This is a genomic window from Paenibacillus physcomitrellae (assembly GCF_002240225.1).
Lineage (GTDB): Bacteria > Bacillota > Bacilli > Paenibacillales > Paenibacillaceae > Fontibacillus > Fontibacillus physcomitrellae.
Window position 1 is genome coordinate 4,772,105 of sequence record NZ_CP022584.1, and the last position, 23,581, is coordinate 4,795,685.

Here is a 23,581-nt window from a genome sequence, read left to right on the forward strand (position 1 = left end):
AATGCTGCTGACCGGGCAGTAGGGCTTGTTTTTTTATATTTGAAAAAACCTTGCAATGTTGCTTGAACCATGATATATTATTCCTTGTCGCTGCTATAGGATATTGCAAATATGCGGTCGTGGCGGAATTGGCAGACGCGCACGGTTCAGGTCCGTGTGGGCTAACCCCCGTGGAGGTTCGAGTCCTCTCGACCGCATTATTCAAAACGAAAAGCTCTTGAATTCTCCTGTAGAATTCAAGAGCTTTTTTTCGTAAACCCGACATTGTCCGTACGTACGTTAATGAGAAGCGATAAGCAGGTATGAGCAGATTATCTTTTTCATACGTTAGCTAGAATATAGGGGGTTACAGGGCAGCGCAGCACGCTTTATGCTTTTTGCCGCTTCCGCATGGGCAAGGCTTGTTTCGCCCTGGGGTTTTGCCGGCATAATCGTGCTGCAAATGATACGAATACATTTCCCGGCGCATTCGCATGCTCATTTCCTGCATGCGCTCATCGGCATAAGCATAAATCTGCATATAGCTTTGGCAGAAATAATCCGGATCGGATTCGGTCCCCTCCGGATTCCATTTGCGATTTCGCGGACAGCCCCCGTAGCAAAGTCGTTGCCACTCGCAGGAACGGCATTTGTCCGGCAAAGCCGTCTTCATCTGGTGGAAGCGCGCGTAGTTCGGATGGGCAAGCATATCGGCGATGGAAGAGCCGGCCACATTGCCGACGGTCCATTTCTCGTTAATGAAGAAGTCGCACGGAAACGCATCGCCGTTCTGCTCCAGCACCAGGCTTGTCGGGCATGCAGCCCGGTGTACGCAATGCTCGGCCTCCCGGTTCAAATAGACGCCGAGCATATTATCGAAGAAGCGGATGGACACCTCCGGATAGCCGTCATTGTACCATTCGTCGAAGATGCTGCACAGAAAATCGCCATATTCTTGCGGCGTAATTTCATATTCGCCTGGTTTGTCCACCTGCTGGGATCGGAAATCCATGCAGGGGATGAACTGGACAAAGTTGAAACCGTTCTCACGATAAAATGCCATTAAGGTCTTCGCTTCACTTACATTCCCCTTGTGGATCACCGTCAAAATATTGAAATCGACCTGATGCTTCCGCAAATGCTCGATTCCCGCCATAACCCGGTCGAAGCTGCCCTTGCCGGCGGCATTCACTCGCCGAGAATCATGAACTTCCTTGGGCCCATCCAGGCTGACGCCGATCAGGAATTGATAGGTTTTGAAAAAGGCCGCCCAGCGGTCGTCGACCAGCGTGGCATTGGTTTGCAAGGAATTGCTGATAACCGTATGCGGCGGGGCGTAAAGGGCCTGAAGATAAACGACTTCTTTGAAAAAATCAAGGCCGGCCAGCAGCGGCTCCCCGCCTTGCCAGGCAAATGTTGCAGCGCCTTGGCTGAACTGCATGTATTCTTTGATGAATTTATCCAATAAGGCTGAATCTATCCGGTTGATCTTCGGTCCGGGCTTCCCTCCGCAGGTGCTGTAGTAACAGTAATCGCAAGCCAAGTTACAATCTTCCGATACGGTTTTCCACATCACGCCGAGGTTAGCTTGCCCATTTATCATGCAGGTTCCCGACATTGGTCATCCTCCTGTCCGCGCTAAGCGTGATGAATTCGGGGCATCGGCATGGGTTCCTTGCCAAGCTCAGCCCAAGCGTATTTGAGAAGAAGCTCCGTCTTCAACCCTTCGCAGCCAGGTTCATCCCATAAGTTATAAAGCTCTTCGGGGTCCTCCTGAAGATCGAAAATCTCTCCATACGTTTGATTGTAATACACCGTGATTTTATAACGTTCATCGATGTAGGTTTTCTGGTGGATCGTCGTCGGTTCATGCCGGAACTCGCAGATGGCGTGATCCCGGGCCTTATCCCGGCGGCCCAGCCACACCTCCTTCTGATCGACCCCGGCCATCGTCCGCGGAATAGGCAAACCGCAGAAGGAAAGAAAGGTTGGGGCTAAATCGACCAGGGATTGCAGCGCATCCGAACACCGCCCGGAGGGTACATGGCCAGGGTACCTGACGATGAACGGCAGCTTAATCAAATCCTCGTAATGAAATCCGCCCTTGGCTTGCAAGCCATGCTGGCCGAAGAAGTGGCCGTGGTCTGTCGTGAAGACAACAAGGGTATTTTCGGCCAGCCCCAAAGCATCCAGCTTATCCAGGATCCGTCCGATATATTTATCCATCAAGCTGATCATACCGTAATAAATCGCGACTAGCTTCTTCTTATCGTACTCCGTAAGCCGCTGCTTCGCCCCATATTCGTAATGATGATGGGAACGGTACCCATGGATGCCAAATCCGGTTTCCATTAAATGAGAGAAATCCGGATTTTCCTCTTGGGTTAAGCCGAAGTGCGGCGGATTCCGGTCGTGCTCCCCCGGCACCATCGACGGGATCGTCAACTGCTCCGGATCGTACATCGTATCCCAAGGCTCCGGCACCAAGTATTCCGGATGAGGGTCGAAGAAGCTGGCCCACAGGAAGAAAGGTTCCCCCGTTTTGTGATGTTCTTCCAGACGGGCATTTGTCCGTTCTGCTATCCATGTGTTGTAATGATATTTTTCCGGAATCGGCCACTTGTAGGTTTGCGTGGGGTCCATCGTTCCGGTCGGGGGCAGGAAATAGTCCCGCCAATTGGAGCATCCTTGTTCCTCCAGCCATAAGGCATAATGTTGCCCTACATGAGCTTCGTTTGTATGGTTGCGCGCGAGTTCGACGTGATCAAAGCCGTAAAACGGCCCATGATCGTCCCGCCAATAGTTCAAATCCTGCAGTAGCGGATAAGCTTCCTTTGAATCGTATTCGGCCGTTGATTTCAAGGGCTGGAAATGCGCTTTGCCGATCAATGAGGTTTGATACCCGGCTTGCTTGAAATCTTCGCCGACGGTGTGACGGTCCTCCAACAGCTTTGTTCCCAGCGTCCATGCGCCGTGTTGACTTGGATACATGCCGGTTATGATCGAAGAGCGGCTTGGCGTACAGGTTGGATTCGGGCAATAAGCCCGGCCGAACGTCGTTCCTTCCCGGGTCAAACGATCTAGATTCGGCGTGGAGATTTCAGGTTGGAATGCGCCGATGGTATTCCAATGCTGCTGGTCACTAGTAATTAGTAAAATGTTAGGTCTACTGGACAAATTTTATCCCCTCCTATTATGATAATATTGATTAATGCGTGATTTATAAATGGCGTTGTGTTACATAACATTTATCATTTTGTTATCTATGAAGAGAACGAGTAGGAGGAGGGAGGTACGAGATGATGCAGGAATATGAACATGAATATGCCGAGTTTCTTTATTACACGCCCGGTTACCTGGATCGGGAAGCCCAGCTGTGGCCTGTCCGGGCGGGTCGCAACGTAGCCAAGCCCCATTATAAGGTAGGGCCGAAAAGGATTGAGTGCTACAGCCTTCATTTTGTGCTGGAAGGAAACGTGTGCTTCGAATTCGAAGGCAAACGGGTCGAATTGCAGCCGGGCGATTTATTTTGCCTGCTTCCTGGCCGGACCTACTTTTATCATGCGCTGCCCTCGGAGCAGCCGCTCCGAATGTACTGGCTCGCCATAGACGGCAGCCGCGTCAAGCCGTTATTAAAGCTTGCAGGTCTGGTACCGGAGAGACCGTTCGCGAAAGAGATAGTTACTCAGCAAGTGAGGGAACTGCTGGAGGATATGATCGAGAAATTAGGAAACTTAGAGCGGTGGAGTCCAGCTGCTTCCTTGGAGCTCCAAGGGGGAATCTGCCGGCTGCTGGCCGAGCTGATCCCCGAGACGGCGCCAGCCGAACTGACCGAACCTTCGGGCTGGATCGGCGAGTGCATAGCGTTTATGGATCTTCATGCGACGGAGGGAATTACCGTGCAGCAGGTCGCAGCATTTGCAGGGGTTCACCGCTCTTATTTTTCCAATGTGTTCACCAGTCAGATCGGGGTGTCTCCGCAGAAATTTTTGCAGAAGATTCGAATGGATAAGGCCAAGCGGCTCGTCATCGAAACAGATGCTTCCGTAACCGAGATCGCCTTGTCTTTGGGATATCCGAGTCTGTATACGTTCACTCGAGCCTTTAAAATGTATTACAAAATGCCTCCTTTGGCGATGCGAAACAGTAGGACTTGAACGTGCAGAGAAGGCGGAAAGCACCCGAAATTTCGTAAGCGCTTACTTTATGGAGCGGCCGCATCCGGATATAAAGGGGAGGAGATCATGACATTGGCAAGGCTGCGCAAGTGGATTTCGCCGAAACTAGGCATTCAAGGGAAAATATTTATCGCTTTTGGGGTGCTGATGCTTCTAGCCATCGTCTCCGTGACCAGCATCATCTATGTCAACATGCGCGACACGATCAAAAGAAATGCCATCACCTCCGTTTCGGACAGCATTCGTCATGCCGACGAATCCTTGAACGTCATGCTCAAGGAAATCGACCGCTTGAATACGGTGGTAGCGACGAATAAAAATACGGTCATCAATACGATTCTAAGCCCCAACGAAGAAATCAGCTACGAATGGTTTCAGGAACAGAAGCGGATTACCGAATTTCTGTCCGGAATGATCGATTACAAACCTTATATTTCCCGCATTGCCGTAGTTGGCCTGAACGGCAAAGTATTCTTCTCGGGAGGACCCTGGATCGACCGTACGTTCCTGGATACCGAAACGATGGACTTCATGTTAAGTAAAGGGGAACGCCACGCGTATTTCAAAAGGTCGGATACATCGGAGGCGATATCCGTTGGGCGCGTTCTCCGCTATAACCGGGAGACGATCGGCGTCGTCATGGTGGATTTGAATTATGATTTCATTCGAACGACGTACGGCGTGAAACCTACCTCAGACAGCATTCTGTACGTGCTCGATGGGCAGAAACAGCTTGTTTTTCAGTCCGATTCTGCCCCCTCAGACGTTTCTGCCGAAATGACCAAGGCTGTTTATGAGGAGGTAGAACCGTCTGATCAGGAGGAAACCGTCGAACGGGCCATCGACGGCAAACGTTATATCGTCGTCAGCCGAAAGTCCGAAAATACCGGATGGACCACACGCGCTTTGATCCCGCTTGATTCTCTGCTGAGCAAATCGGAGAAGATCCGCAACCTGATGGTGGAGGTTGCCGTCGCCGTATTTGCCGTTGTTCTGATCGGGTCGCTGCAAATATCCTCGCGGACTACCCTTCATATCCGCCGACTCAAAACGATGATGATGCGAGTCAAGGATGGAAATCTGGATTTTCCGCGGACGGAGATCGTTACCAAGGACGAAATTGGCGATTTGTATCGGGTATTCATCAGCATGGTTGATGAATTGAAACGTTTGATGGAAGGGATCCGAATGAGCGAGCAGGCCAAGCGGGAGGCGGAACTTACCGCGCTGCAGGCGCAAATCCGTCCGCATTTTCTCTATAATTCGCTGAACACAATCAAGTATTTGGCTAATCTGAACGGAGTTCCCAATATCGAGGAGGTATCCGGAGCGTTGGTCGAGTTGATGCGGGGCGTGCTTGGGAATTCCGGAGAGTTCCTAACCTTGCGAGAGGAGCTTGGTTATGTATCCAGTTATGTCGCCATTGCCAAATACAAGTTTCTGGAGCCGGTCCCCGTGGAATTTCAGGTTGAGGATGAAGGATTGCTGGAGTGCCGGGTGCCGAAGCTTACGCTCCAACCGATCGTGGAGAACGCGCTTATGCACGGCTTCGGGCCTTCGGCGCAGGGGGGATTTGTGCTGATCCGCATCTTCGAGGAGGACGGGGATCTGAAGATCGAAGTGATGGATAACGGCAAGGGCATGAGCAAGGAGAAGCTGGAAGTTTTGATGGGGGAGGAAGCAGAAGCTCCTTCGCGATTCAGCGGCATGGGGGTTCGCAATGTGCATGAGCGGATATCCAGGATCTTCGGTGAACCCTACGGCATCAGACTCTATAGCGAAGAGGGATTGTATACGAAAGTGGAGATTCGGTTTCCTCGATCGAAAGACTTGGACTAAAGATACGAAAAAGGGGAATAGGCCATGTATCAAGTATTGTTGGTTGACGATGAACCTTTAGTGCATCACCATCTTCGATCGCTGTCGGATTGGCGAAATCAGGGGTTCGGGCTTTGCGGCGAAGCCTATGAGGGAGAGGAAGCGCTCCGGATGATGGATCAGCTTCGGCCCCATATCGTTATCCTGGACGTGAATATGCAGGGCATGAACGGCGTGGAATTAAACCGAACAATCCGGGAACGTTATCCATCCGTGAAGACCATCATGCTTAGCAGCTATGATGATTACGACTATGTTCGCGAGTGTTTGAAGAACGGGGCAGTCGATTATCTGCTGAAGCATCGTTTGGACGCCGATCAGCTTCTGGGCGTATTAAGGAAAGCGGTCCGCGAAATGGAGAAGGACCAGGATGGCCAATTGCGGAAGCTCGGCAGCCCTTCGAAATTTCGGGAACTCCTTGCCCAAACCATGCGGGGAAGACCCGGGGCAGTCAGAGAGCTGGAGGATTATGCCCGGGAAAGCGGACGGTTACAGGATACGGTGTGTTATACTGCCGCAGCGATGCAAATTTCCTCCTTCCTGCTGCTGGCGGAATCCCGAAGCGACATGCAGACCCACCGGATGGTCCAGCAAGTCATTGATCTTATGCAGCAGACCCTCGGGGATCAACCGGAACGGACCGTGACTTATATGGAAAACGGCCGCATCGCTGTCTTGTTCGCATTCAAGGACAGGAGTGAGCAGGCTGCTGCTAGTGAAGCGGAAAGGCTGATGAGCCACCTGCGCCATTCGCTGGAGCTGTTTTTGAATTTGAAATGCACCTATGCGATTGGCCACGTATGTTCCAGCTTGTCCAAGCTTGAGGCTAGCTATCGTACTGCCGAGCAGGTTCTTGACGCTTCTTGTCCTATGACTTTGGAGGGGACGTTCTCCGAACGAGTTTCTTTAACGATTGAAGAACAGAAGCAACTCCTCCTCTCCATGGAAAATTTAGATCGGGGAGGCGCGCGGGAAGTGATTGCCTCCGCGTTTAAGGGTCTTCATCAGCAGCCGGTCCATGCCCAAGGGGTCCAGATGATCGTCCGTGAGCTGCTCTCTATAGGGGAGAAGGCGGCACGCAAATGGGTTCCTTTCGCCGGAGGTGACCAGGCGGGAAGCGGCTTCTCGGCGCGGGAGGATTTGGGGCGGATCGATAGCGTGGACGGTTTGGAACAATGGTTGTATTCCTATTACGAGGATCTGCTTGACCGGTTAAAGCGGGAGCGTGCGGCCGGCCCCCATTCGCGGCATGTTTCGCAGGCGATCCTGCTGATTCTTGAGAAATATCCAAGTTATATCACATTGGAGCTTGCGGCGGGGGCCATCGGGCTCCATCCCTCGTATCTCAGCCGGATTTTCAAAGAGGAGACGGGGATGACGTTTTCGGAATACGTGAACCAGGTTCGGATCGACGCCAGCCGCAAGCTGTTGGAAAGCGGCAGATATTCGGTCAAGCAGGTTAGCGTGCAGGTGGGATTCAGCACCTATAACTATTTTTTCAAAGTGTTCAAGGAGTGGACCGGCGTGACGCCCCAAGCTTACGTGCAGAAAATCAAACCTCCTCATTCCGTCAAATAAGTGGAGTATGTGGTCATATTTGTGGAATTTGGCGCCGGTGTGGATCGAATATACTGAATTCAGTAAACGCTTACAACGATTGATGTTTTGCCATTCACGAAGGAGGTCATGAAAAGATGCGAACACATTGGGGAAAAACGATCAGCACGGTGCTGATAGCCGCGTTGGTGCTGGGGGGCTGCGGTTCCGGTACGAACGCGAACAAAAATGCTTCTGAAGGAGGCGGAGTATCGGAGGTCAGCAAAGAGGGATTTCCGATCGTGCAGGAACCGGTCAAACTGAAGGCGTTTACCCGGATCGCCCCTGTTAACGGGCCGTTTAAGGACATGCCGGTATTTCAGGATTACGAGAAAATGACCAATGTGCAAATGGAGTTCATTGAATCTCCGACCGACGGTTTTGCCGAGAAAAAGAATCTGCTGTTTGCATCCAACGAGCTGCCGGACATTATGTACCGTTCCGCGATCACACCGCTTGAAGCGGTTCGCTACGGAGCCGGCGGTCAATTGATTCCACTGGAAAATTTGATCGAAGAATATGCTCCCAATCTTAAGAAACTGATGGAGGAATACCCGGAAATTCGAGCATCGATCACTACGCCGGAGGGACATATCTACACGATTCCGGGCATCGTTACGCTGGATTCGGCCCGTACGGACAAGAGATGGATCAATACGGCCTGGCTGGAGAAGCTGAACCTGAAAGTGCCGGAAACGCTGGACGAACTGTACAATGTGCTGGTGGCCTTCCGGGATGAGGACCCGAACGGAAACGGAAAGAAGGACGAAATTCCGCTTACGGCCCGCACAGGCCTCCCAATCGTGGCTGCGATGAGCGGTTCTTTTGGACTTGACCAGCAGTTCGGCTACAACGTCAACATCGTCGATGGCAAGGTTGAAATCTGGATGGGGAACGAACGCAACAAAGAAATGCTGATGTTCCTGAACAAGCTGTACCAAGAGAATCTGCTGGATCCTGAAATATTCTCCCATACGGAAGCGCAGTATTTGGCGAAACAAGGTTCGGGAAATACGGGAGTGTTCTTTGACCAGACCAACAACAACTTCCTGCCGATTGCTGATCAGTATACAGGGATTGCTCCGTTCGAAGGCCCGCATGGCGACCGTCTTCAAAGCCAGGGAGCCCCGGTTCCGCGTGACCAAGGTGCGTTCGCCATCACTTCGGTCAACCAATATCCGGAAGTGTCCATGCGCTGGATTGACTATTTCTACAGCGATGAAGGCTCGACGCTGCTGAGATTCGGACGGGAGGGCGAGCACTACGAATTAGTTGATGGCAAACCGACTTATAAGCCGGAATTCTCTACAGCCGAAACCCAGCCGAAGCTTACTCCGTATGCCGGTGGAGGCGCGCCTCATCTGATCAGCGAATATGTGGCTTCCTACATTAATCCTCCACAAGTTCAAGAGGCCCAAAAGGCGCTGGATCCGTACATGCCGACAATTCGTTATGCTGCACCAATGTTTGACGAGGAAACGGCTCAAAAGGTGAATGTGCTCCGCAACGATATCGACAAGTATTATGAAGAGCAAAGCACCAAATTTATTGCGGGGGCTTTGAGCTTCGACAAGTGGGAGGAGTTCCAGTCCACGCTGAAAAAGATGAACATTGACGAGCTTCAGCAAATTTATCAAGACGCTTATGACAAAATGGCTAAATAAGGCAGATCCTCAAGCGGGATAGGAGTGGATGTTCATGAATAACGCAGAAATCCATGAGACTGCCGCGGCGCCCCGGTTCCGAGCGAAACGGGGCAGCCGCCTCATCAAGCAGATCGCAAAGAGATACGATTTGTATCTCATGCTGCTGCTGCCGATGGCATGGTATTTGCTGTTCCAGTATGGCCCTTTATACGGGCTGCAGATCGCTTTCAAAAATTTTAATCCGGGCAAGGGAATTTTGGGCAGCAGTTGGATTGGTTTCGAGCATTTCCAGCGTTTTTTTGATTCGTACTACTTTTGGAGACTGCTCTGGAATACGCTCTCCATTAATTTGCTCTCCCTGATCCTTGCGTTCCCGATTCCGATATTCCTTGCTCTTCTCATTAATGAGATGCGAAGCAAAAGCTACAGCAAGCTGCTGCAAAATATCACTTATATTCCACACTTCATTTCGGTTGTCGTCATCGTAGGGATATTAACCGTGCTTCTGTCCACGAATGGTCCCGTCAACATGCTGATCCATGCCTTGGGCGGCTCGGAAATCCGCTTCATGGAATCGGCCGGATGGTTCAAGACCATCTTTATCGGCTCGAACATCTGGCAGAATATGGGCTGGCAATCCATTATCTACATCGCGGCGCTAAGCGGAATCAATCCGCAGTTGTACGAAGCAGCCAAGATGGACGGCGCATCGCGGATGCGGCGGATCTGGCACGTCTCTCTGCCGGGAATCGTTCCCGTCATTGTCATCCTGCTCATTTTGGATATCGGGCAGTTTATGAACATCGGTTTCGAGAAAATTTTACTCATGCAAAATAACCTGAATCTCGAAGCGAGCGACGTTATCTCCACGTTTGTGTATACGACGGGGATATTGAAGGGGGAATACAGCTACACGGCAGCGATCGGACTCTTCAATTCCTTAATCAACCTGACCTTGCTGCTGCTGGTCAACCGGTTCGCACGCAAAACGTCGGAGACGAGTCTTTGGTAATGGAGGGGACGGATTATGGCTAAAGAAGCAGTTGCTGCGAAAGGTCCATCGGACGAACGTTGGTTCGATGTTATCGTATATTTGATCGCTGCGGTGATCATTATGCTCGTACTTTATCCTTTATTATTTGTGGTTAGCGCATCGTTCAGCGACCCTGCAAGGGTGCTGAGCGGAGAGGTGTGGCTGCTTCCGAAGGGTGCCAACCTTGAAGCCTATAACAATATTTTGCACAATGATCAGATTTGGATCGGCTACCGGAACTCCATTCTCTACACTGTCGTCGGCACGCTGATCAATATTACTATGACCCTTCTGGCGGCATACCCGCTATCACGGCCGGATTTGCCGGGACGTAAAGGGCTGATGCTGATCATTACCTTGACAATGTTCTTCAGCGGCGGACTTATTCCGAGCTACCTGCTCGTCAAGAGTCTCGGCATGGTCGATACGATGTGGGCGCTGATCATTCCGGGGGCGATCTCCACTTACAATCTGATCGTCATGAGAACGTATTTCCAGTCTAGCATCCCATGGGAACTGCAGGAAGCGGCGCATATCGACGGCTGCTCCAATTGGCGGTTGCTGATCAGCATCATCCTGCCGTTGTCCAAGCCGATATTGGCGGTAATGGTTTTGTTCTATGCGGTTGGCCATTGGAATGCATTCTTTAATGCGCTGATTTATATTCGCAGCGAGCAGCTTTACCCGCTCCAGCTGATCCTGCGGGAAATTTTGATGATCAGCCAGTCTGCGGGCGTCGATGGCGGTAACGTTGGGATGGAGGAGAAAATTCTTCTCTCCGAAAGCATTAAATATGCGGTGATTATTGTTTCCAGTCTGCCGGTGCTGGTCATGTATCCGTTTGTGCAGCGGCATTTTGTCAAAGGCGTCATGATCGGCTCTATTAAAGGATAAACGCGAACGGAGGTAAACCATTGATGAATAAAGCAACGATTACCATCGACGGCAGCCAGCCGAACGGGCATCGAATTAACCCTTATTTGTTTGGACATTTCGTTGAAGACATCCGGGATCATATGGAAGCGATGCTGGCTTTCCCGCTAAGGGACATGGACTTTGAGAGCGAAGCGGAAGGGAAAGCCGAAGTGTCGGGGCAATGGTCTCCCTATACGAACGGACGTAATACGAAATATGCCCTGGAAGCTCCGGCGCCGAAACACTCGGGGCGCGCTCAGCGCATCCGGATTCTAAGCGATGATGAGGCTTATGCGGGGATCGCCCAGCAACTGGCGCTCAAAGGGCCGATCCGTTATTCGGTCAAGCTGGTGGCCAGAGCTTCGGTTGAGATTCGCTATGTCATTGTCGAGGCTGTGGACCGGCTTCGTCAGGAACGTTTAGGCCTGGAACGGATTGAGCTGGACAGCCACAATTGGCGGGAATATGAGGCCGTATTGGCCATCGGCCGGAATTGCGCCGATGCGGAATTCCGTATTTATGTGCCTGCCGAGCATCCGAGATGGCAAGATAGCGTCTCTACCGGCATGCTTTGGATCGATCATATCTCCTTGCTGCCGGAGGACCATATCGGCTTCGTGAAGCGGGAAGTTGTTGAAATGGCAAAGGATTTGAACGCCGGGATGATGAGACTGGCCGGCAACTATATCAGTGCCTACCACTTTGAACATGGCATCGGACCGGTGCTTGAACGCCCGGTCATGTATAACGAGGCGTGGGGAGGCTGGACGAGCAAATATTTCGGAACGGATGAATTCATCCGGTTCTGCCGGGAGCTGCAGGTCGAACCGCTGATCTGCGTGAATGACGGCTCTGGAACGCCAGAGGAAGCTGCGCAGTGGGTTGAATATTGCAATGGTGGCACCGATACCCCCATGGGTGCGATACGCGCCGCCAATGGACACCCTGAACCCTACAACGTGAAGTATTGGGAGATCGGCAACGAGGTGTGGGGCGCTTGGCAGGTAGGAACGTGTGCCGCCGACGATTTCGCCCGGCGAACCGTAACCTTCATCGAAGCCATGAAGGAGGCCGACCCTGAGGTTGTGATTCTAGCCTGCGGGCATACGGATCAGGACTGGAACAAGGCGGTGCTTGACATCGCGGGAGAGCGGATCGATTATCTGACTCTGCACTTGTATCATGGATACAATCGTTTTGCGATGGACCGCAGCACGCCAGCAGAAGAGCGTTACAAGGCGATCGCCAGCTTCCCGGAATGGACGAGACATAATATCGAGCAGACGAGAGAACAAATCCTGTCAAGTTCGAAACACAGCCATGTGAAGCTGGCAATTACCGAATATAACACGATGTACTATCCCAATAACGTTAGAAAAGGAGTGCCGGAAGAGCATACGCTGGGCGCAGCGGTTGCCAACGCCGCTAATCTGAATGAAATGCTGCGTGAAAGCGATCTGGTGCACATCGGCAGCTTCTCCGATTTGGTCAACGGCTGGCTCGGGGGATGCATCCGGGTTGGCGACTATTATGCCGACCAATATTGCGGCAAGCTGCCAGGCTGGAGTGGGCACCCGCTGAACGTTTATGGAACCCCTACTTATGAAGTGATGAAGCTTTACGCCGGACGGAAAATGACAAGATTGCTGCCTGTGCATACCGAATGCGGCACCTTCTCCGTTCAATCAAACAAACCGGCTCCGATCAAGCTGGATGAACTCCCGGATCTGGATGTCGTAGCCTGCACCAATGAAGAGGGCAGCGTGATCACGGTCTTTATCGTTAACCGGAGCTTGCATGAAGTAACGACAACCCTTGATTTGCGCGAGCTTGAAGTTTCCGAAGGAACGCTTCTTCATGTCATTACAGGAGATTCCGATCAGGACTTGAATACCGTCTTTGAGCCGAATCGCATCGCCAGCCAAATGAGCGACGTACCCGTTGAGACTTGGAAGGCCGGATATGTCCTTCGTCGGTCATCCATATATGTATTGGAAATGAGAACGAACCGGTAAACAGGAGGCATCGCATATCACATGACAACCAAAGGTTATATCAAAGATTATCCAAGACCTCAGTTTGTCCGAAATGAATGGATGAACCTGAACGGCGAATGGGACTTCCGCTTCGACGATCAGAATGTCGGGGAAATTGAAAAGTGGCAGGAGCAGCTGACGGGAACGCATAAAATTAAGGTTCCGTTTACGTACGAAACCGAGGCAAGCGGCATTGGCCTGGAGGAATTCCATGCTCGGGTATGGTACAGCAGGAGCGTGCTGATCCCGAAGGAAGCGGCTGGAAAACGGGTCGTCCTGCACTTTCAGGCGGTAGATTATATCGCCAAGGTATGGGTGAACGGGGAGCCGGCGGGCAGACATCAGGGGGCTTATGCCGCATTTTCCCTTGATATAACACCATACCTGACCTTCGGTGCGGATAATGTTATAACGTTAAAGGCAGAGGACAGTGACGACTGCACCCAACCACGGGGCAAACAGCGTTGGACGAAAGATAATTTCGAATGTTTCTATGTTCAAAGCACAGGCATTTGGCAGACGGTCTGGCTGGAATACGTGGAGGAGCAAAGGCTGGATTCGGTAAAAATCACGCCCGATCTCGATCGTGCCCGGGTGTCGTTTGATTTCCGGGTGCGGGGTCTTGAGACCGCGGCAGGGAGCCTGAGGCTCGAAGCCATCGTGACCCTGAAGGATCACCATGTTAAGACGGTAAGCCTTGCGGTCGATCGGCCCCGCTTCAGCGTGGAAGTCGATTTGGTGCATGAAGCGAACGGCCCATGGAAGAAAGCATTCTGGTCGCCCGCGCAACCGAATTTATATGATGTGGAATTCGTGCTGTATCTGGATGAGGTCGTCATAGACCGCGTATTCTCTTATTTTGGCATGAGAAAAGTATCGATCGAGAAAGGCAAAGTGCTGCTCAACAATGTGCCGATCTATCAGAGGCTGATGTTGGATCAAGGTTACTGGCCGGAAAGTCACCTGACTCCGCCGAGTGAGGATGCGCTTATTGCCGATATTGATTACATGCTGGAAATGGGCTACAACGGCGTGCGCAAGCATATGAAAATTGAAGATGCCCGCTTCCTGTATTGGTGCGACGTTAAAGGGCTTTTGGTATGGTCGGAAATGGCGGCAACATTTGAATTTCATGATGATGCGGTAGAGAACTTCACCAAGGAATGGCTGGAAATTGTCCACCAGCAGTATAACCATCCGAGTATTATCACTTGGGTGCCATTTAATGAGTCCTGGGGAGTTCCCTACATTCTGCACGATCAGAGACAGCAGAAATTTACGGAAAGCATCTACCATCTGACCAAGTCCATTGACCCGTACCGGCCGGTCATTACGAATGACGGCTGGGAGCATACGATTTCCGATATTATTACGCTGCACGACTATGTCGAGACGGGAGAAGGTTTCCTAAAACGGTACGCGGGCAACAAGGACGCCATCGTGAGTAAGGAAATTCCCTGCAACCAATGGAAATATGCATTAGCAGACGGTTACGAGTACAAGGGCCAGCCGATCATGATTACCGAGTTCGGCGGGATCGCTTTCGAATCGGATAAAGGTTGGGGTTATGGACATCAGGTAAGGACGGACGAAGAGTTCTTGAACCGTTTCGAAGGTTTGATTCAGGCGATCAAAAGCGTTGACTACATTTGCGGCTTTTGTTATACGCAACTAACCGATGTGCAGCAAGAAATCAACGGGCTGTTGACGGAGGAACGGAAACCGAAATTCCCGATGGACAAAATCAAGGAAATTAATCTGGCTTGATTTTCAACTGAGCGGAGGAAGGGACTAACCAGCGGAAGACGGGTTGGTCCCTTTGTTTGCAGTCTAGCCAGTCTGCCTTCTTCAAAGTCTCCATATCCGTATCGCTGATTACAAAATCAAGCTCGGCATTTATTCTCATATGCTCCGGGGTTGCCGTCTTGGGAATGACCACCAGACCAAGCCGGATATCGTAGCGAAGAGCTGGGCAACAGATAACGCCATAATTATCGGCGATAGCCTTACCTCTGGATGATCGAGAATTGCACCGTGGGCAATTGGCGAATAGGCCTCTACTAGAATGTTATTCTTTTGGCAGAACTCAATGAACTTAAATCTCACAGCTCGCAAGAGTATTCTCAACATCGTCCTTTCGCAGGTCGGCTAGCGAATAGTTGAGATTGGTTAGAGCATATATATAACCTAAGCGAAATCGCTATTCTAAGAAAAGTGGAAGGGTTGAGAACCTTGGCATTAAACATTAGTAAAAGCGCAAGCAGCAGCCCGGATACACCTTGTACGTTCCGGGTTGAGCTTTCAGCGGAGGGCAGCCTTACAACATTGGATTTGCCTTTGTATCTGGTGTTCGCTATTGATGCAACTTCGACGATGGGCATACAGGATGTCAACAACAATACGGCAACACGCTTTCAGGTTGCGGTTGAAGCGATTCACGGCTTCCTGGACATTATTTTTTCTGAAGAATATGCGTCCGTCGAGAAGCATATCGCCGTTGTATCGTTCGGAAACGGAGCCAGGGTGCATGTCACGCAGGCTGACGCCGAAGGAAGATTTAGCGGTTTAGTCAACCCGGCTCCTTTAACGGTACCAGCCGGCGGCGGTGCACCGGTACAAGATCATTACATAGGCGCCAACAGCTACGACCCGGCGCAGGCGGTAACGGCGCTGGCCAACTTTAGGAGCGTGGCGGACAAAACCACCTTTTTCTATGAGAATGAGGAAGAAGTTGAAACGATGATCAACAATATAAGTCGTTACAGCAATACAAATATCGAATCGGGTTTTCTTTTAGCCGGTGAACTGTTAGAAGATATTCCAGTTGAAGCTCACAAGTTGATCATTCTTTTGACGGATGGTGAGAGCGCAGCATCGTCCACTTTCTATGCCTACTATAATGAAGCCGATATTCCAAATCGGATCAATGCAGCGCTTCTCGTCCAAGAGGGGAACACACTCTTTGCCGATTCTGGCGGTATCCGGGCACAAGTTACGAACGAGGACTTGATCCGGGAAGGTATCGACCCGAGCAGCTTCGACCGAGCAACCTTCACGCCGTTACAAGTCGTCAGTCTCAAAATGCGTGCACTTGGAAGGAGCGAAGCGTTCTTTACAGCTGCAACCCAGTCGCTCACCATTAATCCGTTTGCCGGTGAATGGCATAATTTCGATGGAAGAAACAGTGACAATGCGACGCGTGTGCCAGCCATACCCAATTTGCTCGACGACATTACATTAAACGGTTATTACTGGTCTAATGGACGCATTGGATTTGCGGCTAATTATTATTACTACCAGCACAGCCCGTTCTTCGCCAAGGTGGGAGGCATTTGGCAATATTCGCAATCGGACACGGGTATCCCTCTTCAACCGGTATATGAAGATGCTTTTTTCCGTCAAAGCCTGATCGGCCGCGAGCTCGAGACGGTCACGTTTGACAACTCCGAGACGGAGCTTATGATCTTCGCCACCGACGAAAAAATCCCGCAAACCCGGCTTATCGATTATTACGAGCAAACAAGCCGGAATATCTTCGGCAGCAACGAAGCCAAGCGGTTTATGATCGCCGCCTCGGAAGCCATCCGCGCGAATGGGATTAGGATCGATACGATCGGGATCGGCCATTCGGTTCTGCTGCCCGAATATTTGAATGAAACGGCGTCTTCGGGCCAAGCCTTTTTCGTTCCTCTCGAAGTTGCCCATGCTCAAGACGCGCTGCGTGATCAGATGCTTGCCGTCACTAACGCAGAGCTTGGTTTCTTTAGCGATGTCGTCATCACCGATATGGTTCCCCGTCGTTCCAGCGATGTGTCTCCTCTGCAGAATGATGGTACCTTCACACTGGATACGAATTCGCTCCAGGTTGCCTTTGTGCAGACACCGGAAAGTCCGGTTCTATTTCAGCCTGTCGATTTGAATGGCGGACCTGTCAGCGTAATCGAAGAGGGGGATCGTTATATTATCGCTTTACGAGCCGGCGACCTGTGGGCTCCGGAGGAAGCCGTTCTACAAGAAGGGCGTTTCTTCAGAGCGATTATCGCTTTTGACCTCACTCCGAATCCAGGCGTAATCTCTCAAAGCGGCGAGAACGTACCTGATATCCCGGCTAATATCGAAGCCTCCGTAAGTTGGGTAGAAGCGAGAGTGGAAAGAACACTGCCTTATCCACCCGCTTTGGTGTTCGTGCCTGCCTTCTGCACACCTCAGCTCCCGTTTATCGAGCCTCCGGTCCCCCCACCTCCGGTTGTAGAGATCGGGATGGACCCGCCCGACGTTTTCCCGGGAGGAGAAATAACGATCATTATAACGGTCCAAAATGTGGCCGACATTGCGATTGTGAAACAGCTGCAAGTTGGTCTTCCTGCAGGATTCCAATTTGTTCCCCGATCCTTGGTTGTCCGTGATCAGCCGTATTTAGCGGAAACGCTTAATAATATTGATCTTGGCGTTAATCAGCCTGGAGAAGTGGATACGATTCTCTTCCGGCTTACCGCGCCGGTTATCAATCTTTTTGAGCAGAATACGCTTCTAGCCATATTACGTACCACTGTGGGTGATGTTAAGGTATCTGTCGAAATTCCAATCGAAGAAGAGGAAGAGTGATTTTGCGGTCAAAAGGTGATTGATTAAAGGGGAAATGGAGTCCTTTCAAGCGGATTCTATCTCAATAAAAATAAGCTTTTGAATGGCTGGATGCCTTCAAGGGCTTGTTTTTTTATATGCACAATAAACTAGACGAACGGCTTGGCTTTGTCTCGAAGTAGATTTGAAATAACCAGAAAGATCCAATTTTCATATTGCAACCGTTTTCAACTCTAGAGTAGGATAAAGGTTGAGGTGAAGGAGCTTGGATAAAAAATGGCTAGCCGGTGTTACGGTCTTATTTGTATTATTGACCTATTTGTTTATGAGCTTTGCTCACCATTCCAGCAAAATGGGCAGTATCGTGAAAGAATTGCAGGGACGGCCCGGAAACGGGGAACACCGTTACCATATCGTGCTTATCGAACAGGAGCGCTATAACCCGTATTGGGTCAGGGTGGAAAAGGGAGCGGAACAAGCCGCGAAGGAACTCGGCATAGACATCGAATTCGCCGGGGCAATCCGCAACAATATGGAAGAACAACTCAGCCTGCTGGAAAAGGCCATCGCCGCGCGGGTGGATGCGATAATTGTTCAAGGACTGAACGAGGAGAGTTTTACGCCCGTGATTGATAAGGCCGTCAGACGAGGTATTCCGGTCATCACGATTGATACGGATGCTCCTGGCAGCAAACGGCTTGCCTATGTCGGCACCGATAACGAAGCTGCTGGCGAACGTTTGGGCCGGCTGATCGTGCAAACGACCGGCGGCGTAGGGAAAATCGGCGTCATCATCGGCAGCGATCAGGCTGAAAGCCAGCTGCAGCGGCTGAATGGACTAAAGAAAGCGGTAGCAGATTACAAGGGGCTTGAGCTTGTCGAAGTACGCAGCTCAAACATTTCGCATATGCAGGCGATTCAACAGGCGGCCAATATGCTTATGCGGCACCCCGAAATCACCATTATGGTCGGCACGAGTGCGACGGACGCCATGGGTGTGCTGCAGGCTGCGCAAAGTCTGAAGCGGGATAAGCTCAAAATTATCGGCTTTGATAACCAGAAAGAGACGTTGGATGCGATCACCCGCGGTCAAATTGAAGCGAGTGTGGCGCAGCAGCCTTTTCTGATGGGACAAATGGCGGTACAGCTGCTGAATGAGCATTTTCAAGGAAAACAACTGGAGCCTGACTATTTTACCGACGTCAAAGTGCTTGACAAGAGCAACGCAATGGAAGGAGAAAGCCTGTGACGATCCGCAGAAAGCTGTTTATTTTTATACCGCTGCTGGTGCTCCTTATGAGCTCGGTTTCTTTCTTTCTGTTTGAAAGCAGTAAAAATGTGCAGGAAAGCTATAACCTAATGATGAACCGGATTTTGTTGTATAAGGACGTATCCAATGAGGTTGAGCTCAGCATGCAGTCCTTGAACTTCTATATTATGCAGATGGACACGGACAGCCTGCCGGGAGTTGTGCAGCATCTGGATGAGGTGCGACGGCTTCGCCAGGAGCTGGATGGTCTGGAGACGACAGGCAGCAGTGATTTACCGCTTGTGAATTACCGCAATATTATCGATACCTTTCTGGAGCAGGTGGAAGGAATGATCGATCAGATTGAATACCAGGACTACAACACGATAGCCGGAGAATATATTGAAGCGGAGCAGACGGAACGTTTTATCCGGGAGGAAGCGCAGGAACTGGTGGACATTGAGCTGGAGCAATACAAGCCTATTTATCAGGAAATGATGGATACGACGGAGAAGCTGAACAGATACGGGATTCTGATGGTGATTAACGCGGCTGCGCTAAGCATTATGCTGGCTATGTGGCTGTCGAGCAGCATTATTGAACCGATCCGTAGGCTTGTCTCTACGGCCAAACAAATTTCCAAGGGGCGTATGGATACGAAAGCGCCGGAAAGCGATAAAAACGACGAAATCAGTATTTTAAACCGGGCTTTCAACGGAATGCTCGATAATATTCAAAGGCTGTTGGCGGACAACATTCAAAGCCTGGAAAAGGACCGGCTCGTCAAGGAATTGGAGTTGAAGGCGCTTCAGAGCCAAATTAATCCGCACTTTTTGTTTAATACACTTAACTCCATTTCGAGACTTGCTTACATTGAAGGAGCTTTAAAAACAAGCGACCTTACCGTATCCGTATCACGGCTTCTCAGATACAATCTGCAGAAGCTTAACCAGGCGGTTCCGCTGCGGGAAGAGGTGGAGCATGTCACTGAATATATCAAAATCCAGAAAGCGCGGTTTCGGGACCGTATAACATTCGTGATGGACATTGATGAGCGTGCGCTCGCCGGACTGATTCCCTGCCTGACGCTGCAGCCGATTCTGGAGAACGCCTTTGTGCACGGGATTGAGCAAATGGAGGAGGGCGCCATGTTGAAGCTTAGTATCGAGTACCGCGGGGATGCGGTGCAAATCGAAATTAAGGACAATGGTGTCGGCATGAGCCGGGAAACGGCGGAAATGCTGCTGAAATCCATCAGGGAGGATGCGCCTCGTATCGGCGGAAGCAAACGAAAATCAACCGGGCTTGGAACGCATAACGTGTTCAAAAGATTGCATTTATTTTTTGACGGGAAGCAGCAAATCGAAATCGAAAGCGCAGAAGGTGCGGGAACAGCGGTGTTGTTCAGGCTGCCCTTTATGACCACGGCGCCATAAACGTAATTGGGGACAATGGAGGAGACATTTACAACAAAAGAGTGGGGGAATAGGCATGTACAGCTTGCTGATTGCGGACGATGAGGCACTGGAAAGGGAAGGCCTGGAGCTGATGATCCGGCATATGATGCCGGACACGTTTACATTCCTGCACGCCGAAAACGGGCGGAGAGCGATCCAGATCGCGGAAGAGAAACGGCCGGACTTTATTTTTATGGATATTAAAATGCCAGGTATTCAAGGTTTGGAGGCTGTCCGTGAAATTATGTCCAAGGATCCGGCGGCCAAGATTGTAATCGTTACTGCTCATGATTATTTCTCTTATGCGAAGGAAGGACTGGCGTTAGGTGTGCGCGGATACCTGCTTAAGCCGGCAAGTACGGCGGAGGTGCAGGACACGCTGACAACGCTTATTGCCGAATGGGAGGAAGAGAAACGGGCGCGAAACGACCAGCTGGCCCTGCGGGAGAAGCTGTCCCAGCTGATGCCTCTGGCTGAGAACGAGCTCTCGCTGATGCTGATGCTGGAATGCGTTCAGGAAGTGGAGCTGGAGCAGTTAGCAGGGCTCCTGGATTTGCAGTGGCACAAAGGATACGCGATGGTGCTGTCCTACTCCCGCCGTACCAAAAAGGAGCTGGAAACGTTCCAGCTCGTCAAAAAAGAGATTTACGAGGCCGTCAAGCAGATGGCCAAACCGAATTTGTCCTGCATGGTCAGTCCGGTGGTCGGCTACCAGATGGCCTTGTTCATTCCGTTTCCTCCCGGCAAACCTGCCTATTCGCAGCGGGTCGTTTCTCTGGAATGGGGAGAGAAAATTCGCTGCTTCATCGAGGAGCGGTTTCAGGTTCCGCTTTCCGTCGGCATCGGATCAATCCGAGAGGGCTGGGACGGCATGAACCGCTCCTACCGCGAGGCATTGCGCGTCTGCGCCGATGACAGCGATATCGTCAGCGTCCGGCATTACGACGATATTACACAAAGCCTGGGCCGGAAAATCATTTCACTGGACGACGAGAAGAAGCTGCTGGATGCTTTGCTGCGGTTCGACAAGCAGGATACAACGGAGCGGTTTAGTCTGCTGTTCGATCGGTTGGAGCAAAGTGAACCCCGGTCGTTTCCTCGGCTGCGAGGAGAAGTGGTGGGCCTGCTCCTGTTTCTGAGCCGCGGGGCACGCCTCGGGGACGGTGCCGAGCTGATCTCTACCCTCGGGGCGGCTGAAGACGCCGAAACGCTTCGCAGCGGAGCGGTCTTATGGCTGGGGACCCTGATTGACGGTATGAAGGAAGAGAAGGAGCAAAGCCGCTCCAGTGTGCTGCAGAGAGCTCTGCTTTATATCGATGAGAAATACAAAGAGGATATCTCTATGGAGCAGTGCGCGGAATTCGTAAATTTAAGCCCTTATTATTTCAGCAAACTCTTCAAGCTGCAGACGGGCGAAACTTTTATCGATTACGTGACCCGGCTGCGCATCGACGAAGCGAAGAAACTGATCGCAGAGCAGAATCTCAGTCTGAAGGAAATTTGTTACGAGGTTGGGTACAACGATCCGAACTACTTCAGCCGCGTCTTCAAAAAGGCCATGGGCATTCCCCCAAGTGAGTACCGCCAGCAGGCTGGCGCCAAGTCCTTGTTCATTTGAACAAGGACTTTTTTGCGCTCAAGGACTAAAAAGTCCTGTGAAAGACTTTGGAAGGAGCTTATCTTTCATTTGAGGCCAAACAAGTGAAGGCGGAGGGCAAAGAAGTGCAGGCATTCATCGCCCCTTTCCTTTCATCCCGGTGCTAGAATCTTAAATGAAAGCGCAATCAATCCTAAGATTTGGAAAAGGGGCGAAAAAATTGAGAAATTTCGGGTCTACTTTACGGTTAAGCTTGGCGTCCATTCTGCTCGCATCCACTTTGGCGGCGTGCGGCGTTGTGTCGGACGGAAACAGTAAAAACTCTGCAAACAGCGGAAGCGGCGGGAATGCCAAAGACGATAAAATCGTTATCGGCTTGTCGCTGGATACTTTGAAAGAGGAACGCTGGCAGAAAGACCGCGACCTTTTTTCCGCCAAAGTCCAAGAGCTGGGCGGAGAAGTGAAGGTACTCGCCGCCAACGGCGACGACGCGGTGCAGATGAGCCAGGCGGAGCAGCTGATCTCGCAAGGCGTAGACGTGCTGGTCGTCGTGGCCCACAATGCGGAAGCTACCGCGCCAATCGTGGAGAAAGCACACAAGGAAGGCATCAAGGTGATCGCGTATGACCGTCTGATCAACAATGCGGACGTGGACTATTACATCTCTTTTGACAACGTACGGGTCGGCGAGCTTCAAGCCCAGGCCGTTACCGAAGCAGCTCCGAAAGGCAATATCGTATACATCGGCGGGGCAGATACCGACAACAACGCGCACATGTTTAAAGAAGGCGCGATGAACGTGCTCAAGCCGCTTGTGGATAAAGGCGACATCAAGATCGTATATGATCAGTTCTCCAAAGACTGGAAGCCGGAAGAAGCTTTGAAGAACATGGAAAATGCGCTCACTGCCAATAACAATGACATTCAAGGCGTAGTCGCTGCAAACGACGGCACCGCAGGCGGTGTGGTTCAAGCGTTGACCGCACAAGGCATGGACGGCAAAATTCCGGTATCCGGCCAAGATGCCGACCTGGCGGGCGTACAGCGGATCGCCGAGGGCAAACAGCTGATGACCGTCTACAAACCGATCAACCTGATCGCAACAACCGCAGCTGAAATGGCCGTATCCGCGGCTAAAGGCGAAGAAGTGAAAGCGGACAAAACCGTTAACAACGGCAAAATCGACGTTCCTTCCGTGCTGCTGGATCCGATTGCGGTGAACAAAGACAACCTGGATGTGGTCATCAAAGACGGCTTCCACAAGCTGGAAGAGGTTTATAAGAACGTTCCGAAGGACCAATGGCCAAAAGAATAAACTAGCGTAACAACGGTGCGGGCGCGGGTCCTTTGCGAATTTCTTCATAAACCTTGACGGTTTTAGAGTAGGATAGCGTTGGGTACGCGCCCTGCCGAATTACCGGGCCGGAAGGGGA

Annotated in this window: 15 protein-coding genes and 1 tRNA gene; 14 read left to right on the plus strand and 2 right to left on the minus strand. The window is 51.2% G+C overall.

The window, feature by feature from the left end; translation table 11 throughout:
- Positions 1–113: 113 nt before the first annotated feature.
- A tRNA-Leu gene (locus CBE73_RS21570) sits at positions 114–197 on the plus strand.
- Positions 198–346: 149 nt separating this feature from the next.
- Here CBE73_RS21570 and CBE73_RS21575 read toward each other — a convergent pair.
- Positions 347–1,597, minus strand: a complete 1,251-nt coding sequence (locus CBE73_RS21575) for an anaerobic sulfatase maturase (protein ID WP_094096002.1) — start codon at positions 1,595–1,597, stop codon at positions 347–349.
- 20 nt (positions 1,598–1,617) lie between these two features.
- The gene (locus CBE73_RS21580; protein WP_094096003.1) at positions 1,618–3,156 is read right to left on the minus strand and encodes a sulfatase family protein; all 1,539 of its coding nucleotides are present in this window, start codon (positions 3,154–3,156) and stop codon (positions 1,618–1,620) included.
- A 122-nt stretch (positions 3,157–3,278) separates the two neighbouring features.
- Here CBE73_RS21580 and CBE73_RS21585 point away from each other — a divergent pair, with 122 nt between their 5' ends.
- The 13 genes from CBE73_RS21585 (at position 3,279) to xylF (ending at position 23,463) form a co-directional block, all read left to right on the plus strand.
- On the plus strand, positions 3,279–4,136 hold the full coding sequence (locus tag CBE73_RS21585; protein WP_308420953.1) for an AraC family transcriptional regulator: 858 nt from the start codon (positions 3,279–3,281) through the stop codon (positions 4,134–4,136).
- An 87-nt stretch (positions 4,137–4,223) separates the two neighbouring features.
- Positions 4,224–5,996: a sensor histidine kinase gene (locus tag CBE73_RS21590; RefSeq protein ID WP_094096004.1), complete on the plus strand. Its 1,773-nt coding sequence runs from the start codon at positions 4,224–4,226 to the stop codon at positions 5,994–5,996.
- 24 nt (positions 5,997–6,020) lie between these two features.
- On the plus strand, positions 6,021–7,613 hold the full coding sequence (locus tag CBE73_RS21595; RefSeq protein WP_094096005.1) for a response regulator: 1,593 nt from the start codon (positions 6,021–6,023) through the stop codon (positions 7,611–7,613).
- A gap of 116 nt (positions 7,614–7,729) precedes the next feature.
- On the plus strand, positions 7,730–9,295 hold the full coding sequence (locus CBE73_RS21600; protein WP_094096006.1) for an extracellular solute-binding protein: 1,566 nt from the start codon (positions 7,730–7,732) through the stop codon (positions 9,293–9,295).
- Between the two features lie 34 nt (positions 9,296–9,329).
- Positions 9,330–10,289: an ABC transporter permease gene (locus CBE73_RS21605; protein WP_094096007.1), complete on the plus strand. Its 960-nt coding sequence runs from the start codon at positions 9,330–9,332 to the stop codon at positions 10,287–10,289.
- A gap of 15 nt (positions 10,290–10,304) precedes the next feature.
- Positions 10,305–11,204 carry a carbohydrate ABC transporter permease gene (locus CBE73_RS21610; protein ID WP_094096008.1) on the plus strand — a complete coding sequence of 300 codons (900 nt, stop codon included), beginning with the start codon at positions 10,305–10,307 and terminating at the stop codon, positions 11,202–11,204.
- 23 nt (positions 11,205–11,227) lie between these two features.
- Complete coding sequence (locus CBE73_RS21615) at positions 11,228–13,240, plus strand: alpha-L-arabinofuranosidase C-terminal domain-containing protein (protein ID WP_373286388.1); 2,013 nt, start codon at positions 11,228–11,230, stop codon at positions 13,238–13,240.
- A gap of 21 nt (positions 13,241–13,261) precedes the next feature.
- On the plus strand, positions 13,262–15,028 hold the full coding sequence (locus tag CBE73_RS21620; RefSeq protein WP_094096010.1) for a sugar-binding domain-containing protein: 1,767 nt from the start codon (positions 13,262–13,264) through the stop codon (positions 15,026–15,028).
- 465 nt (positions 15,029–15,493) lie between these two features.
- Positions 15,494–17,866, plus strand: a complete 2,373-nt coding sequence (locus tag CBE73_RS21630) for a vWA domain-containing protein (RefSeq protein ID WP_094096011.1) — start codon at positions 15,494–15,496, stop codon at positions 17,864–17,866.
- Positions 17,867–18,110: 244 nt separating this feature from the next.
- Positions 18,111–19,094, plus strand: coding sequence for a sugar-binding protein (locus tag CBE73_RS21635; protein WP_229752747.1), 984 nt, complete (start codon positions 18,111–18,113; stop codon positions 19,092–19,094).
- A complete protein-coding gene (locus tag CBE73_RS21640; RefSeq protein WP_094096012.1) occupies positions 19,091–20,530 on the plus strand; it encodes a sensor histidine kinase in 1,440 nt (479 codons plus the stop codon). The genes CBE73_RS21635 and CBE73_RS21640 overlap by 4 nt, the downstream gene beginning before the upstream one ends.
- A gap of 55 nt (positions 20,531–20,585) precedes the next feature.
- The gene (locus CBE73_RS21645) at positions 20,586–22,169 is read left to right on the plus strand and encodes a helix-turn-helix domain-containing protein (protein ID WP_094096013.1); all 1,584 of its coding nucleotides are present in this window, start codon (positions 20,586–20,588) and stop codon (positions 22,167–22,169) included.
- Between the two features lie 199 nt (positions 22,170–22,368).
- Entirely contained in the window at positions 22,369–23,463 is a 1,095-nt protein-coding gene (xylF, locus tag CBE73_RS21650) for a D-xylose ABC transporter substrate-binding protein (protein ID WP_229752745.1), read from the plus strand.
- Positions 23,464–23,581: the final 118 nt, after the last annotated feature.